The organism is Hymenobacter yonginensis, assembly GCF_027625995.1.
GTDB classification, from domain to species: Bacteria; Bacteroidota; Bacteroidia; order Cytophagales; family Hymenobacteraceae; genus Hymenobacter; species Hymenobacter yonginensis.
Genome location: NZ_CP115396.1, coordinates 135,083 through 152,585 on the forward strand (window position 1 = coordinate 135,083; position 17,503 = coordinate 152,585).

General features: G+C 60.1%; 15 protein-coding genes and 1 pseudogene. 8 read left to right on the plus strand and 8 right to left on the minus strand.

The window, feature by feature from the left end; genetic code table 11:
* Positions 1–213: 213 nt before the first annotated feature.
* Positions 214–783, plus strand: coding sequence for a hypothetical protein (locus tag O9Z63_RS00610; protein ID WP_270127311.1), 570 nt, complete (start codon positions 214–216; stop codon positions 781–783).
* The gene (locus tag O9Z63_RS00615; RefSeq protein WP_270127313.1) at positions 776–1,501 is read left to right on the plus strand and encodes a DUF1990 domain-containing protein; all 726 of its coding nucleotides are present in this window, start codon (positions 776–778) and stop codon (positions 1,499–1,501) included. The genes O9Z63_RS00610 and O9Z63_RS00615 overlap by 8 nt, the downstream gene beginning before the upstream one ends.
* A 132-nt stretch (positions 1,502–1,633) precedes the next feature.
* On the opposite strand, the gene O9Z63_RS00620 is transcribed toward O9Z63_RS00615, so the two are convergent.
* Positions 1,634–2,290, minus strand: a complete 657-nt coding sequence (locus tag O9Z63_RS00620; protein WP_270127314.1) for a cytochrome b/b6 domain-containing protein — start codon at positions 2,288–2,290, stop codon at positions 1,634–1,636.
* A gap of 202 nt (positions 2,291–2,492) precedes the next feature.
* Here O9Z63_RS00620 and O9Z63_RS00625 point away from each other — a divergent pair, with 202 nt between their 5' ends.
* Entirely contained in the window at positions 2,493–3,533 is a 1,041-nt protein-coding gene (locus O9Z63_RS00625) for an NAD(P)-dependent alcohol dehydrogenase (RefSeq protein ID WP_270127316.1), read from the plus strand.
* A gap of 174 nt (positions 3,534–3,707) precedes the next feature.
* Here the strand turns inward: O9Z63_RS00625 and O9Z63_RS00630 are convergent, their stop codons facing one another.
* From O9Z63_RS00630 to O9Z63_RS00640, 3 genes are all read right to left on the minus strand, one after another.
* On the minus strand, positions 3,708–5,246 hold the full coding sequence (locus tag O9Z63_RS00630; protein WP_270127317.1) for a serine hydrolase: 1,539 nt from the start codon (positions 5,244–5,246) through the stop codon (positions 3,708–3,710).
* A 48-nt stretch (positions 5,247–5,294) separates the two neighbouring features.
* Complete coding sequence (locus O9Z63_RS00635; protein ID WP_270127318.1) at positions 5,295–5,783, minus strand: hypothetical protein; 489 nt, start codon at positions 5,781–5,783, stop codon at positions 5,295–5,297.
* 188 nt (positions 5,784–5,971) lie between these two features.
* The gene (locus O9Z63_RS00640) at positions 5,972–7,171 is read right to left on the minus strand and encodes a pyridoxal phosphate-dependent aminotransferase (RefSeq protein WP_270127319.1); all 1,200 of its coding nucleotides are present in this window, start codon (positions 7,169–7,171) and stop codon (positions 5,972–5,974) included.
* Between the two features lie 111 nt (positions 7,172–7,282).
* On the opposite strand from O9Z63_RS00640, the gene O9Z63_RS00645 reads away from it, so the two are divergent.
* Positions 7,283–7,810 carry a DinB family protein gene (locus O9Z63_RS00645; protein ID WP_270127321.1) on the plus strand — a complete coding sequence of 176 codons (528 nt, stop codon included), beginning with the start codon at positions 7,283–7,285 and terminating at the stop codon, positions 7,808–7,810.
* Positions 7,811–7,878: 68 nt separating this feature from the next.
* Here O9Z63_RS00645 and O9Z63_RS00650 read toward each other — a convergent pair whose 3' ends face one another.
* Positions 7,879–8,739 (minus strand): M12 family metallopeptidase, encoded by an 861-nt coding sequence (locus O9Z63_RS00650; protein WP_270127322.1) that lies wholly within the window; start codon positions 8,737–8,739, stop codon positions 7,879–7,881.
* 229 nt (positions 8,740–8,968) lie between these two features.
* On the minus strand, positions 8,969–9,340 hold the full coding sequence (locus O9Z63_RS00655; RefSeq protein WP_270127323.1) for a hypothetical protein: 372 nt from the start codon (positions 9,338–9,340) through the stop codon (positions 8,969–8,971).
* A gap of 158 nt (positions 9,341–9,498) precedes the next feature.
* Between O9Z63_RS00655 and O9Z63_RS00660 the strand changes: the two genes are divergently transcribed.
* The 4 genes from O9Z63_RS00660 (at position 9,499) to O9Z63_RS00675 (ending at position 12,737) form a co-directional block, all read left to right on the plus strand.
* A complete protein-coding gene (locus tag O9Z63_RS00660; RefSeq protein ID WP_270127324.1) occupies positions 9,499–9,918 on the plus strand; it encodes a hypothetical protein in 420 nt (139 codons plus the stop codon).
* Positions 9,919–10,271: 353 nt separating this feature from the next.
* Positions 10,272–11,027: a DUF4397 domain-containing protein gene (locus O9Z63_RS00665; RefSeq protein WP_270127325.1), complete on the plus strand. Its 756-nt coding sequence runs from the start codon at positions 10,272–10,274 to the stop codon at positions 11,025–11,027.
* Between the two features lie 364 nt (positions 11,028–11,391).
* Positions 11,392–12,213 carry a hypothetical protein gene (locus tag O9Z63_RS00670; protein ID WP_270127326.1) on the plus strand — a complete coding sequence of 274 codons (822 nt, stop codon included), beginning with the start codon at positions 11,392–11,394 and terminating at the stop codon, positions 12,211–12,213.
* Complete coding sequence (locus tag O9Z63_RS00675; protein WP_270127327.1) at positions 12,213–12,737, plus strand: hypothetical protein; 525 nt, start codon at positions 12,213–12,215, stop codon at positions 12,735–12,737. Before O9Z63_RS00670 ends, O9Z63_RS00675 begins: the two co-directional genes overlap by 1 nt.
* 82 nt (positions 12,738–12,819) lie before the next feature.
* Here O9Z63_RS00675 and icd read toward each other — a convergent pair.
* Together icd and O9Z63_RS00685 are read right to left on the minus strand one after the other, a co-directional pair.
* A pseudogene (gene icd / locus O9Z63_RS00680) lies at positions 12,820–14,088 on the minus strand (NADP-dependent isocitrate dehydrogenase); the annotation flags it as partial.
* A gap of 154 nt (positions 14,089–14,242) precedes the next feature.
* Entirely contained in the window at positions 14,243–17,281 is a 3,039-nt protein-coding gene (locus O9Z63_RS00685) for a M16 family metallopeptidase (protein WP_270127329.1), read from the minus strand.
* Between the last annotated feature and the right edge of the window lie 222 nt (positions 17,282–17,503).

Genomic DNA, 17,503 nt, shown 5'->3' on the forward strand with positions numbered 1-17,503 from the left:
CACGCTCCTGCTGGTAGCGGCACCTGGTTAACCTGAGGACCAGCTGAACGGCCGTAGCGCGAACTTTGTAGTTCGCGGCCCCGCGCCGTTGCGACGGATGTCCTTGCTGGCCGCGAACTGTAAAGCTCGCGCTACGGCCCGCTATCCGGTTCCATTCCAACCCCCGCCCGGGCTCCCGCGTTAGGAAAGCAGACAGTTTTACCTGTTTCCGCTATGTCCAAACCTGAACAACCTGCCCACACCGGCAGCGGCGCCTTTTTCGAGCGCCGCTACTGGGTGGACGTGCAGCACGCCCGCCAGCCGGCCGCCGAACTGCTCGACCACATTGAGAGCCACCTGCCCGACTTTTCGCCCGATCTGCTGGCCGAGTTCGAGAAATCCAAAGGCGCCGCCCATCGCCTGAGCGTCGGCGACGAGTTCGGCGTGAAAATCCTGGGCCCCTGGAACGGCGACGTGCGCGTCACCGACATCGGAGACGATTACTTCGAGCTGGCCACCCTGGAAAGCCACCCCGAGGCCGGCCGCATCTGCTTTTCGCTGAAGCCGCACGCCACGCTGCCCGACACACTGCGCTTTGAAATCCACTCCAAAGCCCGCTCCCGCGACGGGCTGGTGGCCTTCACCTACGACACGCTGGGCTTTGGCAAGAAAGTGCAGCAGCAAACCTGGGAAACCTTCTGCCAGCGCGTGGCCGACTACTGCGGCGGCCTGCAACTGGGCCCGGTGCAGGTAGAAACCATCCGGCAGGACGAATCTGGCACTGAAATCACGCACGATGCCTAAACCGGCCCCTCTCTACGAGCTGCAAAAGGCGCGGCTGGAATCGTATGCCCATGCCGGCTACAACTTCGACTACGCCCGCTTGAGCGAGTACACCCGCGCCAACGGCTGGAACGTGGACGACTACGAAACCGAGCTGCCCGCCGAGGCGCCTGGCCCGGCCGAAGCGCACGGTTCCTGGGCTGCTGCCCGCGAAGTGCTGCGTAACTACACGTTTCCGCCGCCCGGCCTCATCACCGGCATCTTCGTGCCCGACCAGCCATTGGAGCAGCGCGTGATGGTGCTGCGGGGGCAATTCCTGTTCTTCACGTTCTGGTTCGGCGTACGCATCGGCGGCGTTACGGACGAGACGCGCACCCTGCCCGACGGTTCCCGGGAGCAGGTATGGGGCTACAACTACCGCACGCTGGAAGGCCACTTCGAGCGGGGGCAGATTGAATTCACCGTCCACAAGCACCTGACCACCGGCCGGGTGCGCTTCCATATCCACGCCGTTTCGCAGACGGGCCGCATCCGCAACCCCTTCTACTGGCTCGGGTTCAAGCTGTTTGGCCGGATGCTGCAGGTGCGCTTCTCGCAGCAGTCGGTGCGGCGGCTGAAGGAGCAAGTGGAGGAGATGCTGCGCAAGGGCTGGACCTCGCCCGACGCCTCGGAAGCGCCGCCCATTCGCTCTACCACCGACCACACCAGCGCCCAGGAGCAGTTGGATGAAGCCACGTAGGCAGGTCAACTGGCACGTCATGCAGAGGCGCAGCCGAAGCATCTCGCCAGTGTAGTAATCAATGAGGCTACCACACGGGCGAGATGCTTCAGCTGCGCCTCTGCATGACGTTCTGGTAAAACGTGCTGATTTCTACGCTTCCTCTACCGGCTCACCGCCGTTAATCATGTCCGACGTAATGCCGGGCTCGTCGGTGACTTCGGCGCGGAACACGCCTACGATGTGGGCCACCACGAAGGCCAGCACCACATACATCGAGAATTCGTGGATTTCCTTCATCGTGTGCTCGATGCTGCGGAAGTTGTCTTCGAAGACCAGAATCATGCCCGTCACCACCATCACGGCCAGCACCACATAGAAGGCGCGGTAGCTGTAGCGCACCCACACGGCTTTGGTGGAGCCCGGCTCGCCGGCGGCTACGCGGCTTTTGAGGCGGGCCAGCTTGGCGGCGGTGCGCTGCCCGCCCCGCTGCCGGAAGCTCACCAGCACGCGGTAGGCCAGCAACACCGAAATGGTAATGCCAATCCAGATATGCCAGTCCCAGATGCGGTGCGCCACAATGCGCGTGAGGCCGCGCAGCTTGTCGGGCGCAATGGCCACGCCCTGGTCGGCCAGCACCTTGCTGAACTCCGGCGCCAGCGTCTTCACCTTCACGATGACGAACAGAAACAGAATGGTCATCAGTTGGGCCAGCACGAGGCCGGAATTGGCCCAGTGCCAGATGCGCAAACCCAGCGAATTACGTTTGGGGCCCGTGGCGTTGGGCGAAGAGTTAGGGGAAGAAGTCATCGTGTGGAATAAGAGAGGAACGGGAAGAGTAATGTGGCCCGTAATGTACACGCTTATGCCCGCACGCCCATACGCCTGGCGGCTTTTCTGCGGGGTTCCGTACCGCCTCCGCCCGGCTGGTAGCCTCCTCCGCAAAACTTTTCCGGCGCCATAGAGTTATAGCCTCTCGCACTTTTCTGCTTACTCACTTACCTGCCAAACCATGACTGCAGCCAAAGGCTACGCCGCTCACACGGTAAACGCTCCCCTTGCTCCCTTCGATTTTGAGCGCCGCGACGTCGGCCCGCACGACGTGCGCATTGAAATTATGTTCTGTGGCGTGTGCCACTCCGACGTGCATCAGGTGCGCGACGAGTGGGGCGGCTCGATCTTCCCAATGGTGCCCGGCCACGAAATTGTGGGCCGCGTAACCGAAGTAGGTGCCCACGTAAAAGGCTTCAAAGCCGGCGACCTGGCCGGCGTGGGCTGCATGGTGGACTCCTGCCAGCACTGCGCCGAGTGCAACGACGGCCTGGAGCAGTACTGCGACAATGGCTTCACCGGTACCTACAACGCCATCGGTAAAGACGGCCAGCCTACTTACGGTGGCTATTCCAACAGCATTGTGGTAACGGAGAAATTCGTGCTGCATGTATCCGAAAAGCTGGATCTGGCCCGCGTGGCGCCGCTGCTGTGCGCTGGTATCACCACTTGGTCGCCGCTGCGCCAGTGGAACGCCAAGAAAGGCGACCGGGTAGCCGTAATGGGCCTCGGCGGTCTGGGCCACATGGCTGTGAAATTCGCCGCCGCTATGGGCTGCGAAGTAACTGTGCTCAGCACCTCGCCTTCCAAGGAAGAAGATGCCAAAGCTCTGGGTGCTCACAAATTCGTGGTTACCAAGGATCCTGAGGCCATGAAAGGCATCAGCAACTACTTCGACCTGATCATCAACACCGTGTCGGCCCCGATGGACCTGACGCCCTACGTGGCCAGCCTGCGCCTCGATGGTACGATGGTGCTGCTGGGCGTACCGCCAGAAGCGCCGCAGCTGCACGCCTTCAACCTCATTGCCAAGCGCCGTCGCATTGCCGGCTCGCTAATTGGTGGTATCCAGGAAACCCAGGAAATGCTGGATTTCTGCGCCGAGCACAACGTAATGAGCGACGTGGAAGTAATCCGCATGGACTACATCAACGAAGCCTACGAGCGGATGATGAAGTCCGACGTGAAGTACCGCTTCGTTATCGACCTGGCCACGATTTAACTGTCATTGCGAGCAGCGCGAAGCAATCCTTCCTCTCTTTGCCAGACACGTTAGATTAAGCAAAAAGCCCTCCGGCGTTAGAGTACTACTCTACTGCCGGAGGGCTTTTCGCTTAGGGCTGCTTTGCTCTCAGATAGGAAGGATTGCTTCGCTATGCTCGCAATGACAAGGGGTTTACTTGCGTGCAAACACGTACGGGTCTTCCTCTACGTAGTCGTTCACGCGCAGCTCCACAGTCTGCACCTTGCCATCGGCTACCACGAACTTGGCCGGCATCACCCCAAACACCAGGTCGGAGTAGGTGGCGCGGAATTCCTGGCCGTCCATGTAGTCGAGGGTAGCGGTGAGGCCGGGGTGGTTGGGGATGGTGATGAGCAGCTGCTTGCCTTTCTGGCTGATCTGGATGCGGCCGAACAGCGGGTTTTCGTACTCGCCTGTATAGGCGCTGAGTTGCAGCGGGGCTTTGGCTTTCTTGCTTACGCGGGCAGCCAGAGCGGCCGTGGGGTCGGGAGCGGTGCTTTGGCCGGCCTTGCGGCGGGCTAGGGCCTGGGCGCTGCGGTCTACGTAGGGCATGCCCAGGTAGCTGTCTAGCAGCTGGTAGCGCAGGGCCTCGAAGAAGCTCTGGTTGTCGTTGTTGGTGAGTACGGCAATGCCCAGGCCGGCTTCCGGTACGAAGCACACGTTGCTGACTTCGCCCGAGGCCCCGCCGGTGTGCCAGAACACCTGCCGGCCGTTGTAGTCGGCGGCCTCCACGCCCAGCCCGTAGGTGACGAAGTGCATGGGGTACAAGCCCGATTTGCGGCTGCTGATGATGGTGTTGGCGTCGCGGGTTTTGCGCAGCGCGGCCCAGGGCAGCACCTGCCGGCCCTCGTAGCGGCCACTATCCAGCTGGAAGCGGAGCCACTTGCCCAGGTCCGTGACGTTGGATACCATGCTGGCGCAGGGGGCCATATTGTCCCAGTTATCAAACGGTACCCGCGCCAGCGGCCCGAAGGTGTTGGAATAGGCGTAAGCAATGTTGGGCCGCTGCCCAAACCCGGCCGACGACACGAAGGTGCTGGTCATGCCCAGCGGTTGCAGCAGATTCTGCTGCACGTAGGTTTCCCAGCTGGTGCCGCCGGTGGTGGCCGGTATTACCTCGCCCGCCGCTACAAAGGCCGAGTTGGAGTAACCGTAGTCTTTGCGAAACTGGCGGGTGGGCTGCATCAGGCGCATGCGGCGCACAATTTCGGCCCGCTCCAGGTTGGACTTGAAGAAGGTGAAGTCGCCCTGAAACGTCTTGAAGCCCAGGTGGTGGCTCATCAGGTCGCGCACCGTTACCAGGCGCGAGGCGGTGGAATCGTAGAGACGGAAGTCGGGCAGGTACTTGGTCACGCGCTCATCCAACCCGATTTTGCCCTCCCCATCGAGCTTGGCCAGGGCCGTGCCGGTGAACAGCTTGGTGTTGGAGGCAATCATAAACAGCGTATTGGCGTCCACGGGTTCGGGCTTGCCTACCTGCCGCACGCCGTAGCCCTTTTGCACCACCACCTGCCCATCCTTCACTACCACCACCGCCAGCCCCGGCACGTCCCACTTCTGCATGCCGCGCCGGATGTAGCTGTCGAGGCTGTCGGTGATGAAGCGGTTGGGGGCGGGCGTCTGAGCCTGGGCGGCGGTGGCGAAAGCCAGGCTGGCGGCCAGCAGGCAGGGGCGGAGGAGGGTATGTGTCATTGAAGGAATAGAAAAGCAGGATTGGGCCTGCAATATGCCAGAATGCCGTTACTCCTTCTCCACCGGGTACTGAAACTCGCCTTCCAGCACGAAGCGGCGGCCGCCGCGGCCGGCCTCGCACACCTGGCAGCGGTAGGTGCCGCGCAGCCAGTGCCGCGTGGCATCCACACCCGTAACCACCACGAAACCCGTGTTCTGCCCGCACGATTTCGAGTAGGCGGCCACCTTGCCGAAGCGGTAGGAGGCGTCGCGGTTGCGGCCGCTCAGGATTTCCTGGAAGCTGTAGGTGCCCGCCTGAATGGGAAACCGGTCGATGATGATGGTCAGGCCCTCGCCGTCGGGGTCGTCGGCGCGCACCACGTTCAGGCGCAGGGCGCGGTCCTCGCTCAGGAAAAACCGGGAGCTGCTGGTATCGGCCTTCACGGCCTCGCCGTTGATGCGCAGCGTGAGCTGCCGAGCCGATTCGGGCAGGGCGGCGGGCCGTTTCGGGGCCAGGCTGAGCAGGGGCAGCAGCAGGAGTGGGAGCAGGCGGTTCATGGGCGGAGCAGGGCAAGAATCAGCCCAGAAGATACGCAATACCACTACCAGAACGTCATTCCGAGCGGAGCGAGGAATCTCGCGTGCTGACGTCGGGAGTACCACCACAACATCAGCACGCGAGATTCCTCGCTCCGCTCGGAATGACGATCTGATGAAAATGACGTGCCTTATTCGCGCCAGTCAGCTTACACCAGCGTGCGGCCGGGGTACTGCTCCAGCGCGGCGGCCAGGCAGTCCATGGCTTGGCCGATGACTTCCTGGTTGACTACGTAAGCCAGGCGCACCTGCTGGCGGCCCAGGCCGGGCGTGGCGTAGAAGCCCGAGGCCGGCGAAATCATCAGCGTCTGGCCGTGGTGGCTGAAGCTTTCGAGCAGCCACTGCGCAAACCGGTCGGCATCGTCTACGGGCAGGTGAGCAATGACGTAGAACGCGCCGCTGGGCGTGGGCACCTGCACGCCGGGCATCTCACGCAGGCGGCGCAGCATCAGGTCGCGGCGGGCCAGGTACTCGGCTTTGGTGTGGTCGAAGTAGGTGTCGGGCAGGTCGGCGGCGGCTTCGGCCAGCAGCTGGCCCAGGCCCGGCGGGCTCACCCGCAGCTGGGCCAGCTTGAAGAATACGTCGCGCAGGGCCCGGTTCTTGGTGACGATGGCCCCGATGCGCGCCCCGCAGGCGCTGTACCGCTTCGAGATGGTGTCGAGCAGCACGATGTGGTCGTCGGCGCCGTGCAGGTGCAGGGCGCTGGTGTACTCGGCGTCGTAGCAGAACTCGCGGTAAGCTTCGTCGGAGAGCAGATAGAGGTTGTGGCGCAAACACAGGTCCTTGAGCTGCTCCATTTCCTGGCGGCTATACACGTAGCCGGTGGGGTTGTTGGGGCTGCAGATCAGGATAGCCTTGGTGCGGGGCGTGATTTTGCGTTCGAACTCCGCGATGGGCGGCAGGGCGAAGTTGTCTTCCAGGCGGGCCGTCACGGCTACCACGTGGGTGCCAGTAGCCACCGCAAACGCCGAGTAGGGCCCGTAGAACGGCTCCGGGATAATCAGCTCGTCGCCGGGGTCGAGGCAGCCCAGCAGGGCAAACGAAATGGCCTCACTGCCGCCGGTCGTCACCAGCACGTCGTCGGCCACCACCGGTAACCCCAGGCGCTGGTAGTAGTCGGCCAGCTTGTGGCGGTAGCTGAGGTAGCCGGCCGTGGGGCTGTATTCCAGCACCCCGATGCTGGCCTGCTGCACGGCCGCCAGCATGGCCGGCGGGGTTTCGATATCGGGCTGGCCGATGTTGAGCGGGTGCACCACCAGGCCACGCTGGCGGGCGGCATCGGCGTAGGGCGTGAGTTTGCGGTACGGAGAAGCGGGCAGAGCTACGCCGCGCTGAGAAAGCTGAAGCATGGTCTTAAATATAGGCTAGCCCACGCAAAACCCGGCCAGTATCGGCGGAAAAACCCGCGTCCGGCCCCGCTGCACCCCAACCCGCGGCCCGCTTCGGCAGTTACAGCCCATATGAACTCTCCCGCGTCTCTCCCGGAACACTGGCTGCGTGGCCCGCTGCCGGGCTTCTCCCCGCTGCTGCAGCCCCTGGCCTACGCCCTGCTGCAGGCCCGCGACGAAGTAGCCACCGCCCTCCACCACTTCCCCGACCACCTGCTGGGCGCGCGGCCGGCCGGCGTGGCCTCGGTGGGGTTTCATCTACGCCACCTAGCCGGCGTGCTCAGCCGCATGCAGACCTACGCCGCCCGTCAGCCCCTCAGCGAAGAGCAGTTCCGCTACCTAGCCGCCGAAACTACGGATGATGCCGCCGCCAGCACCCCCGCGCTGCTGCGGCAGTTTGGAGAGGCCGTGGAGCAGATGCTGACTACGCTGCGCAGCACGCCGGAAGCCACGCTGCCGGAATTCCGGCCGGTGGGGCGGCAGGCCCTGCCCAGCACCGTGATGGGTTTGCTCACGCACGCCGCCGAGCACACCACGCGCCACACCGGCCAACTGCTGGTAACGGCCCGAGTGGTGCAGGCCGCCGAAGGGCATTCGTAACAAAAAAAGGGCTCCGCAATGGAGCCCTTTTTCGTGCGTGCTGCAGTTGATTCTGCTGGCAATAAACGCTAGTACATGGCGTCGATGCCGGTTTTGTCGCCGGCTGAGAGGCCGGTGCGCTGGATGTTGAAGGTCGAGCCGTCTTTCTTGGTGATGGTGGGCTGGCCGTTCGAGGAAAACGAGAACGAGCCGTACATCATGATGGAGCCGAAGTCGAGCACGCCGTAGTCGGTGCCGCCGTAACCCAGGCCCGAGTACTTGGTGAAGTTGCCTTCGTAGCCGGCCTGAATGTTCTGGGTGAGGATGTTCACATAGGTGTCCCGGTCGTTGCGGGTCTGCTCATGGAACAGGCCCAGTGCGTGCCCGATTTCGTGGATGGTGTTGCCCGTGGAGCAGCCCGAAGCCAGGTTGATGTACTGGCGGCTCCCGATCATGCCGATGTTGGAGGAGCAGCCCGAGCCCACCCGGAACGTCACGTAGTTGGTCTGGGTGGTGCGGGGCACGAAGCGGATAGGCGAGTTGGCCTGCCAGTGGGCAATGGCATCCGTCACCCGGGCCTGGTTGGGCAGGGCGGTATCAATGGTGTAGTACACCACGCCCGACGGCCAGCGGCCGGTGGTGCGGCCGGCGCTGCCGGGGCGGCCGGGGTCCTGGCTCTGGCTGGCTTCTACCTGCTCCTGCGTGAGCAGAATGTCGCCCTCGTATACTTTCTCGCCGTTGATTTCCTGGTAGCTGATGGGCTGGCCGCCCCATTCGCCTGCTTTGGCCGCGCCGGTCTGGCCGGGGTAGGCCTCTTCGGCTTTGGCATCCTGCGCCTGCTCCAGCTGGGCGGGCTGAGCGGCATTGTCTTGGTCCTTGTTGCAACCGATTAGCGAAATAGTGCTAAGTGCTACTGCGGCGGTTAGTCCGGAAAAAGAGTGTTTGCGCATTGTAAAGGAGGTTTGGTTGTGGATGGCCGGATAACGTGCATCGGAAAAGAAATATTCCCCTGACGCCGCGAAAAAATATCGTTCTGGGAATAATACCGCACCCCCTAACCAGCATAACCCACCTAACGGCCCGGCCGCACGCAAAACGGCGCCCCCGCCGCCGAACCTGCCAGATGAACGGCAAGTTTCAGCGGCGGGGGCGCCGGACGGGCTAGCCCGAAGAGGGAAACTACATCTTGGTCTTCGTCTTGTTGGTCTTCATTTTGCGCTTGTCGGAGGGGCGCATGGTGGCAGGGTCGGGGGCGCCGTAGTTGCCTTCGCGGGTACCGGTGCCAATTTGAGTTTCGATGGTGGCACCCTGGGGCTGGGTGGTGGTGGGGGCAGTGCGCTCCGGTACGCCGGAAGTGGCGGGGGCTCCGTAGTTGCCCTCACGGGTGCCGGTGCCGAGCTGGGTCTCGATGGTGGCACCCTGGCGCACGCCCGACGGCGACGTGGTGGTGGCGGGGGTGTTGGTGGTAGTGGGGGCCGGCGTGGTTTGGGCCTGCGAGGCGGTAGCTACACCGGCTACCAGCAGGGCTGCAAGAAACAGGGAAGATTTCATAATCTGGAAAGTCAAGGGATGGAATATGAGGGCTGTACGCGCCGGCCAAGCCGCCGGTTATCGTTGAGCTGGCCGGCGGCGCGGTGGGCAGGGAGCAGTAACTCCTGCCCTGGCAGCGTCTGGGGGCACTGACGCCGGTATTCCGTATCCTTGGGGCTATGGCTAAACAAGATTATGGCAATTGGGGGCTGCCCGCGCCGGCAGGGGCTACCGTGACGCAGTGCCAGCAGCAATTACTGCAACAGTTGAAAGGCGGCGGCGCGCTGTCATCCTCCGATAAGGAGGGCCACCGCACGCTGTGCTACTACCGGCAGGCGTTCCTGTTCGTGAGCGTGGGCGACGAGGGCACCCAGGTGCTGCACCTGCCCACCGACGAGCACCTGCTGACCTACGTGTGGCGCGACAGCCGCGGCAAGCTGGTGCTGCAGAATGGCCATTACCACTGGAACTACGATCTGACAGAGGCAAAAACCTTGGAGCGCTGGCAGGCGCTGGTGGCCCGTGTAAAGCCGTTCAGTGAAAGTCAGCAACGGTTTGTGGCCTTGGTGCTGCGCGACTTTGGGGCCCTGGGTCAGTAGCTAGCAGTGATTGGGTTGCTCTTGACAGGACAGCAACAAGGCACGTTTGCACTTGCATGAGTTCAGCGCAGCGTACGTGTACCGGCTCATGAAGCGAGTTTTCAACTCGCCCGCCAGAACCGCCAGATGCCGCGGGGCCGGATTGCCGCGTCGCGGCGGTGGAGGCACCGCCTCCATATCAGGGGCTGGCTATGAGTTATGATGTGCTAAACGCGCGTCAGGCGGGGCGCTCCGGCAGGGCTTGGCTACCTGCTGGGTGCTGATCCATGACCAGGAAGAGACAGCGCGCCGGGAACAGTTGGCACAGATTTTGGCACCGGATGGGAACTATTTTACCTTTTTCGTTTACCCCAATGAAACACGCCCTACTCCTCGCGCTATCTGCTACGGCCATACTGTTTTCGGCCTGTGCCAAAGACGACGACCTACCCGCACCTGCCGCTGCTCCAACTGCCCCCTCGCCCGTGGTGCCCCCCGTGGTGAATCCCGGCTACGTGCGGGTGGTCAACAACCTGGCCGTGCGCCCCGGCAGCAACGTGCAGCAGGGCGCCGTGCAGCTCCAAGTGGACTTTCAGTCGCTGGGGCCCGCTGCCGCCATTGCTACGGCATCACCCTACCAGGCGCTGTCGTCTGGCGAGCGGGCGGTGCAGGTGGCGCTGCCGGTCAGCTCCGGCTCCGGCTGGGTGTCGTTCAGCCGGCTGCCGATTGCCAAAGACCAGCGCTATTCCCTGTTCACGTATAGCAACGGCAGCCAGACGTCGGCGCGGGTAGTGCAGGAGGCGGCGCTGCCGGCTCCCGTGGCCGGCAAGGCCCAATTGCGGGTGCTCAACCTGGCCGCCGAATCCACGCCGGTGCGCATTGAGGAGTCGGCCGCGCCTGCTGCTCTCTACCCGGAAGTGGCCTGGGGCTCCATCACCGGCTATCAGGCCGTGGACGCCCGCGCCTACACGCTCTACGCTTCGCGCACCAACGGCAACTACGACCCGCTGTTCAACCAGGCCGTGACGCTGGTGCCCGGCAAAGCCTACACCCTGGTGCTGCGCGGCAGTAACTATCCTGATGTCGTAGCCCCCGAGAAACTGGCCTTCGACCTGATAGAGGACGAATAGTATCCACTTCCCCAAAACTGAAACAGGGCACCCACCGGGTGCCCTGTTTCAGTTTTGGGCGCTGGCACGAGTTTATCATAGCGTAACTCGTGACGACCCATATCATGAGGCTGTACCTTATCTGCCAGCACGATACTAAACGGGTGGCGTGTGATCTGTTTACCGCGTTGCGGCAGTGGAGGCACAGCCTCTACCTAATGGGCTGTCCATGAGTTACCCTTCGCTAAACTCGCGCCAGATGGAGGCAAGTGGAGCCAGCTGAACCGAAAAGCTACAAGATAAAGTTTCCACTAACTTTGAGAATAAATGTCAAAATAGTAACGATCGATCAGCAAATATGGCAAACTATTATGCCTTCAGGCTTATGCTATCTAAGCCAGCTCAAATGGATGCATTTGAACAAGAGTTATCTAAGCGGCAGCTATTGGAGCTCGCAATTTCTAGGATAAACGAAAGTCGCCTATTTGCATTCAATGCTAAAGGTAAAAGATATTTGATTTATTATCAAATTGAAATAAATGCTGGTACATATGCTCTGCAAATAGCGCGTGAGGATATAGTTTTAGAGCCTAAAGCAGGAGAAACGGGAATTACGAACCAACAGGATGTTATTTATCCATATAGTTATTTTATTGTAGATATTCCACGTCAAATATTATTGGTTCAAGAAAAATTTAGTTCTTTTAGGGATGTTGATTCTATAGTCAGTAGAGTGAAGGATTTTTTTGAAAAGACACTAGAGGATCAAAGAGTAACTGTAGCTATTGATGCTATTAGTTATGCGGAATATATCTGGACTGAAATTGAAAATGCTCAAGAATTATACTCTTTAGTACTGGACATAGATCCACCAAACTTCTTCGGGTCAAGGTTTAGAAGTAATATAGATATTCGTGAAGCATACGAGGAAACTAACTTTACAAAATTTAAGTTAATACTCTCAAATAAGTTTGGTCAATTAAGATTGAGAAGAGAGGAATTTGAAGAAATTATCAGAACTGTATCTTCCGGTGCTGGCAACTTTATCGTTAAATTACGTGATAGTTTAGGTAGAATAGTTAGTGTGGGAAATCACACTAGACCTAAAAGTGTAGAAATGCCGGAAGACCCTATTAACATCCCTCCAGATGTTCTTGAAGAAGAAATAGATCAAGCAGACAAATTGAACAATAACAGGCCGCTGTAGTGAAAAAAATGATTCAAAGCTTGGGGTTTATACTCTTCGGAGCCCTTTTTGCTTTGGGTGCCTTCGTGCTGGTGAATATACCTCAGATAAAATTCGCTGAAAGTGAGTTTCTCCTAGGGTATTTGGGTATATTTTTAGGCTTTGCTTTTTCTGTCGTGACATTTGTGATGACCCTCGTTGATAAGGGAAGGCAGAGGATTATAGATGCTAAGAATTACACTGAAGATGAAAAAAAAGAAAGTAAGAGTAGAATGAGTATGCTTATTAGTGAGTTAGAGGATATAATGATATTCTTATTTACTTCCTTTGTCATAGTTGTATTTATAATGATTTGGGAAGTTGTTGATATTTCTTTTATAAAAATTCCAGAAAATATGTGGTATTCCAAGGTTAGATTGCTCAAGGCTGTCAAATTTTCTATTTTTGGCTGGAGCGTATATGGTATATATGATCTTTTGATAGCCGCATTTAAAGTGAATGAGAGAGTTGAAAAAATAATTGAGCGTACAGAAATCACCAAGTAGTCAATTAATCATTGAAAAACCCCGCGTTGGCCGTAAGGCTGGCGCGGGGTTTTTCAATGATTAATTGACTACTGCCAAGCTATTACATCCGGGCGATAATCTCGTCGCCGAATTCCGAGCATTTCAGGAGCGTGGCGCCTTCCATCAGGCGTTCGAAGTCGTAGGTGACGCGCTTAGCGGCAATGGCGGCTTCGAGGCCTTTGTAGATGAGGGCGGCGGCTTCGTTCCAGCCCAGGTGCTCCAGCATCATGGCGCCGCTCAGAATCACGGAGCCAGGGTTCACCTTGTCCTGGTTGGCGTACTTGGGCGCCGTGCCGTGGGTAGCCTCGAAGATGGCGTGGCCGGTGAGGTAGTTGATGTTGGCGCCCGGCGCAATGCCGATACCGCCCACGATGGCGGCCAGCGCGTCGGAGATGTAGTCGCCGTTCAGGTTCAGGGTGGCCACCACCGAGTACTCGGCGGGGCGGAGCAGAATCTGCTGCAGGAAGGCATCGGCGATGCTGTCCTTGATCAGGATTTTGCCGCCGTCGAGGGCCGCTTTCTGCTGGGCGTCGGCCACTTCCTGGCCCTGCTTGGCCAGCACCTTGTCGTACTGGGCCCAGGTGTACACCTTGTCGCCGAATTCCTTTTCGGCCAGCTCGTAGCCCCAGGTTTTGAAGGCGCCCTCCGTGAACTTCATGATGTTGCCCTTGTGCACGATGGTCACCGAAGGCTTCTTGTGCTCGATGGCGTACTTGATGGCGGCGCGCACGAGGCGCTCGGTGCCTTCCTTGCTCACCGGCTTGATACCGAACGAGGAGGTTTCGGGGAAGCGGATTTTCTTCACGCCCATCTCATCCTGCAGAAATTCCAGCATTTTCTGGGCCTGCGGCGTGCCGTTCATGTACTCGATGCCGGCGTAGATGTCCTCGGTGTTTTCGCGGAAGATGACCATGTCGGTCAGCTCGGGGTGCTTCACGGGCGAAGGCACCCCGTCGAACCAGCGCACGGGGCGCACGCAGGCATACAGGTCCAGCTCCTGGCGCAGGGCCACGTTCAGGCTCCGGATGCCGCCGCCTACGGGCGTGGTCAGGGGGCCTTTGATGCCCACCAGGTACTCGCGGAACGCCTCCAGCGTGTCGTTGGGCAGCCAGTTGCCCGACTGCTTGAACGACTTCTCCCCGGCCATCACCTCTTTCCACACCAGCTTCTTCGACCCGCCGTAGGCCTTCTCCACTGCGGCATCGAATACGCGGACGGAAGCCGCCCAAATGTCCGGACCCGTACCGTCGCCCTCAATGAAAGGAATGGTCGGCTGGTCGGGCACATTGAGCTTGCCGTTTTTGATGGTGATTTTCTGTTCTGCCATTGTTGAAGGTACTTTGGGACTTAGGGTTTTAGTTGAGAAGGGCCGCTTTTCTGAACGTCATGCAGAGCGGAGCGAAGCATCTCGCCAGGACGGTATTACCACTCCGGCGTCAGCACGCGAGATGCTTCGCTGCGCTCTGCATGACGTTCAGCCGGCGTCAATACCCGAAAATTTCTTTCAGGGTAAGTTGCTGGACCTGGCCGTACTTGGCCAGCTCCTTGAAATTGAGGCGGTCTTTGGAGCCAATCACCAGAATGGTTTGGTTCTGGCCTTTCACGCGGGCCTGCTGAAACTTCTGCAGGTCCTGGAAGCTCATGTTAGGCGTCTGCTCATACACGTCGCGGCGCAGGTCGTAGTCGAGGCCGAGGCGGCGGGCGCGCTCGTAGCTGAGCAGGATGTCGGCCTTGGTGATGCGCTCTGTGGCGATGCTGTTGCGGATGGCGTTCTTAGCGATTTGCAGGTTGGCTTCGGCCACGGGCATGTCGTTGAGCAGCGTGTTCATGCCGGCCATGGCCTCGGGCAGCTTGTCGCTCTGGGTGCCGATGTAGCTGAGGTTGTAGCTGCTGCGGCCGGCCTTATCAGCATTGGCGTAGCGCGACGAGGCGGAGTAAGCCAGCGCCTTGCTCTCGCGCAGCTCCTGAAACACGATGCTGCCCATGCTGCCGCCGAAGTACTCGTTGTAGAGGCTGGTGGTCGGCACTAGGGCCTTGTCGTAGATGGTGCCTTTGGTCAGGAACAGGATTTCGGCCTGCACCATATTGTAGTCCACCCAGTACACCTTGCGCTGGTTCATGGCCTGCTCCGCGAAGTCCTTGGCCGCCGGGGTAGGGGTGAGCTTGGCCGGGCCGCGGTGCAAGGCGTTCAACGTCCAGATCAGTCCTCCTCCAATAACGCCATTCCCATTTGGGCGTGGATCTTGCCCTTTGTAAACAGCCAACGGTTCATTGGTTGCCGCCCGCGGCCCGTAGTACAGCACGCGGTGCTGGTAGGTCGGGATGGTTTTGATGGTGGCGGTGAGCTGCTCGGGTTTCAGGGCCTTCAGCTCTTTCTCGCTCAGCTGCGTGGTGAAGGGGTTTTTGGGGCCGTACTTGGCGAAATTTACCATGGCCTGGCTCAGAATCACCTGCTTGTTGAGCTTGGCATCCTGGCGCGACTTCAGCACGCCGGCCACCATGTTTTTGAGGGCCGCGGCATCGGGCTTGGGCGCGGCCAGCAGGCTTTCGAACAGCTGCAAAGCCGGCTCGAAGTTGCTGTCGAGGCCGGAAAGGCTGACGGTAGTGCGGTCCTGCCCGCTCTGCACCGCGAAGGAGCAGCCCAGCTTGTAGAACTCCTGCTGCAGCTGCGCGGCCGTGTATTTGTCGGTGCCCAGGTACTGCAAGTAGTCGGTGGCGAGGCCCAGCTTGGGGTCGTTGTTGGTGCCCAGGTCGAGCACGTAGAACAGGTTGAAGAGGTTGTTTTCGGTGTTGCGGGTGTAGTACACCGGCACGCCCGAGGCCAGCTTCACTTCCTGAATGTCCTTCTTGTAATCCACGAACACCGGCTGCAGCTCGGGGCTGCTCAGGCCGGTTACCTGCTTGTAGAAGTCGGAGGCCACTTCGCGGTTCACGGGCACCGGCGTAATGGCCGGCTTCACCACTTTCACGGCGTTGGCGTCTTTGCCGGTGCGCTTGTAGATGGCCGCGTAGCCGGGACCGTAGTACTGGTTGGCCACGCGCATCACCTCTTCCTTGGTGATGGTGCCGAAGTCGTTGATCTGCTTCAGGTAGTCCTTCCAGTCCGTGCGGGCCACGAAGGCGGCCACGAAGGCGCCGGCGCGGGACTCGTTGTTTTCGTAGCTTTTGGTGCGCTGCAGCTGCTCGTTGTTGATGATGGCTGGAATCAGCCAGTCGGGGAAGTCGCCCTTTTTCACCTTGTCGAGCTGGGCGAGCAGCAGGTCGCGCACCTCCTCCAGCTTCTGGCCCTGGCGGGGCGTGGCGTAGAGGATATGCGAGGAGTAATCGTTGTTGATGTCGGTGAACGAGGCCGCCTGCAGCACCTTCTGCTGCTGATTCAGGTTCAGGTCAATCAAACCAGCCTGGCCGTTGCTCAGCAGCTTGTCCACCATGCGCAGCACCAGCGCCTCGCGCGTAGTCGTGCCGGGGAAGCGGAAGCCGAGCATTACGTTTTCAGCGTCGGGGCCCACAATCTCCGTCACGAGAGGCGCCGTGATGGGCGCTTCTTGGGCGGGCGTGAAGGCCGGCACCGGCTTGCTTTGCAGCCGGCCGAAGTACTGGTCGATGACGCGGATGGTCTGGTCGTAATCCAGGTCGCCGCTCAGGCAGAGCGCCACGTTGTTGGGCACGTAGTACTTGTCGAAATACCGCTTAATCTCCGTGATGGACGGGTTCTGCAGGTGCTCGATGGTGCCGATGGTGGTCTGGGTGCCGTACTCGTGCTTCTGGTAGAGGCTCCGGTTCAGAGCCTCATACTCTTTGCTGAAGTCGTTGTCGAGGCCGCGGTTTTTCTCCTCGTACACGGCCTCCAGCTCGGTGTGGAACAGGCGCGGCACCATCTCGCCCAGTCGCTCGCTCTGGATGGCGGCCCACTTCTCCAGCTGGTTGCTCGGAATGTCTTCCTGATACACCGTCTGCTCCACCGAGGTGTAGGCGTTAGAGCCCTTGGCCCCGATGGCGCCCATTACCTTGTCGTACTCATTAGCCACGGCGTACTTGGCCGCCACGCTGGAAATCGAGTCGATCTGGTGGTAAGTGCGCTTGCGGGCGGCGGGGTCGTTGCGCTGGGCGCGGTATTGCTCGTAGAGGGCCTCAATCTTGGCCAGTTCCACTTTCTCGGCAGCCCAGTTCTGGGTGCCCAGCCGGGAGGTGCCTTTGAACACCATGTGCTCTAGGTAGTGCGCCAGGCCGGTAGCGGTGGCCGGGTCGTTCTTGGAGCCGGCGCGCACGGCCAGGTAAGTCTGGATGCGCGGGGCGTCGTCGTAGTCGGAGAGGTAAACGGTCAGGCCGTTATCCAGCGTGTAGATGCGGGCTTTCAGCGGGTCGCCTTCTACGGTCTGGTACTTGTACTCTTTCTGCTTGGGAGCTTCCGGGCTGGCGGCGGGGGTAGCGGTGGCTGCCGTGGTAGCGGGCTTGCTGGTCTGGCATTGGGTAAGACCGAGCGTGGCCAGGGCCGGAAGTAGAAACAGAAGCGGTTTTTTCACAGGAAGGCCAGCGCGGAAAGCAGAGCGGGAAGGAAATTAAGGAACCAAAGATAGGCGGCCCCCCCGGGAATAAAAAGCTCCGCCGCAGCCCTTCCGGCGCGAAGTGCGAAAAAATGCTTATGAGAATCACGGATTTCTCCGGATTAAACGGATTGGTCGGATTTTGTGGACGGTGCAGCCGGGGGGGGGCTACGAATTCCCCAAAGGGGTTCGTAGTACCAC

Excerpts from the sequence above, each read along its gene's own strand:
- O9Z63_RS00610 (WP_270127311.1), top strand. The coding sequence starts at position 214 with ATGTCCAAACCTGAACAACCTGCCCACACCGGCAGCGGCGCCTTTTTC.
- O9Z63_RS00615 (WP_270127313.1), top strand. The coding sequence starts at position 776 with ATGCCTAAACCGGCCCCTCTCTACGAGCTGCAAAAGGCGCGGCTGGAA.
- O9Z63_RS00620 (WP_270127314.1), bottom strand. The coding sequence starts at position 2,290 with ATGACTTCTTCCCCTAACTCTTCGCCCAACGCCACGGGCCCCAAACGT.
- O9Z63_RS00625 (WP_270127316.1), top strand. The coding sequence starts at position 2,493 with ATGACTGCAGCCAAAGGCTACGCCGCTCACACGGTAAACGCTCCCCTT.
- O9Z63_RS00630 (WP_270127317.1), bottom strand. The coding sequence starts at position 5,246 with ATGACACATACCCTCCTCCGCCCCTGCCTGCTGGCCGCCAGCCTGGCT.
- O9Z63_RS00635 (WP_270127318.1), bottom strand. The coding sequence starts at position 5,783 with ATGAACCGCCTGCTCCCACTCCTGCTGCTGCCCCTGCTCAGCCTGGCC.
- O9Z63_RS00640 (WP_270127319.1), bottom strand. The coding sequence starts at position 7,171 with ATGCTTCAGCTTTCTCAGCGCGGCGTAGCTCTGCCCGCTTCTCCGTAC.
- O9Z63_RS00645 (WP_270127321.1), top strand. The coding sequence starts at position 7,283 with ATGAACTCTCCCGCGTCTCTCCCGGAACACTGGCTGCGTGGCCCGCTG.
- O9Z63_RS00650 (WP_270127322.1), bottom strand. The coding sequence starts at position 8,739 with ATGCGCAAACACTCTTTTTCCGGACTAACCGCCGCAGTAGCACTTAGC.
- O9Z63_RS00655 (WP_270127323.1), bottom strand. The coding sequence starts at position 9,340 with ATGAAATCTTCCCTGTTTCTTGCAGCCCTGCTGGTAGCCGGTGTAGCT.
- O9Z63_RS00660 (WP_270127324.1), top strand. The coding sequence starts at position 9,499 with ATGGCTAAACAAGATTATGGCAATTGGGGGCTGCCCGCGCCGGCAGGG.
- O9Z63_RS00665 (WP_270127325.1), top strand. The coding sequence starts at position 10,272 with ATGAAACACGCCCTACTCCTCGCGCTATCTGCTACGGCCATACTGTTT.
- O9Z63_RS00670 (WP_270127326.1), top strand. The coding sequence starts at position 11,392 with ATGCTATCTAAGCCAGCTCAAATGGATGCATTTGAACAAGAGTTATCT.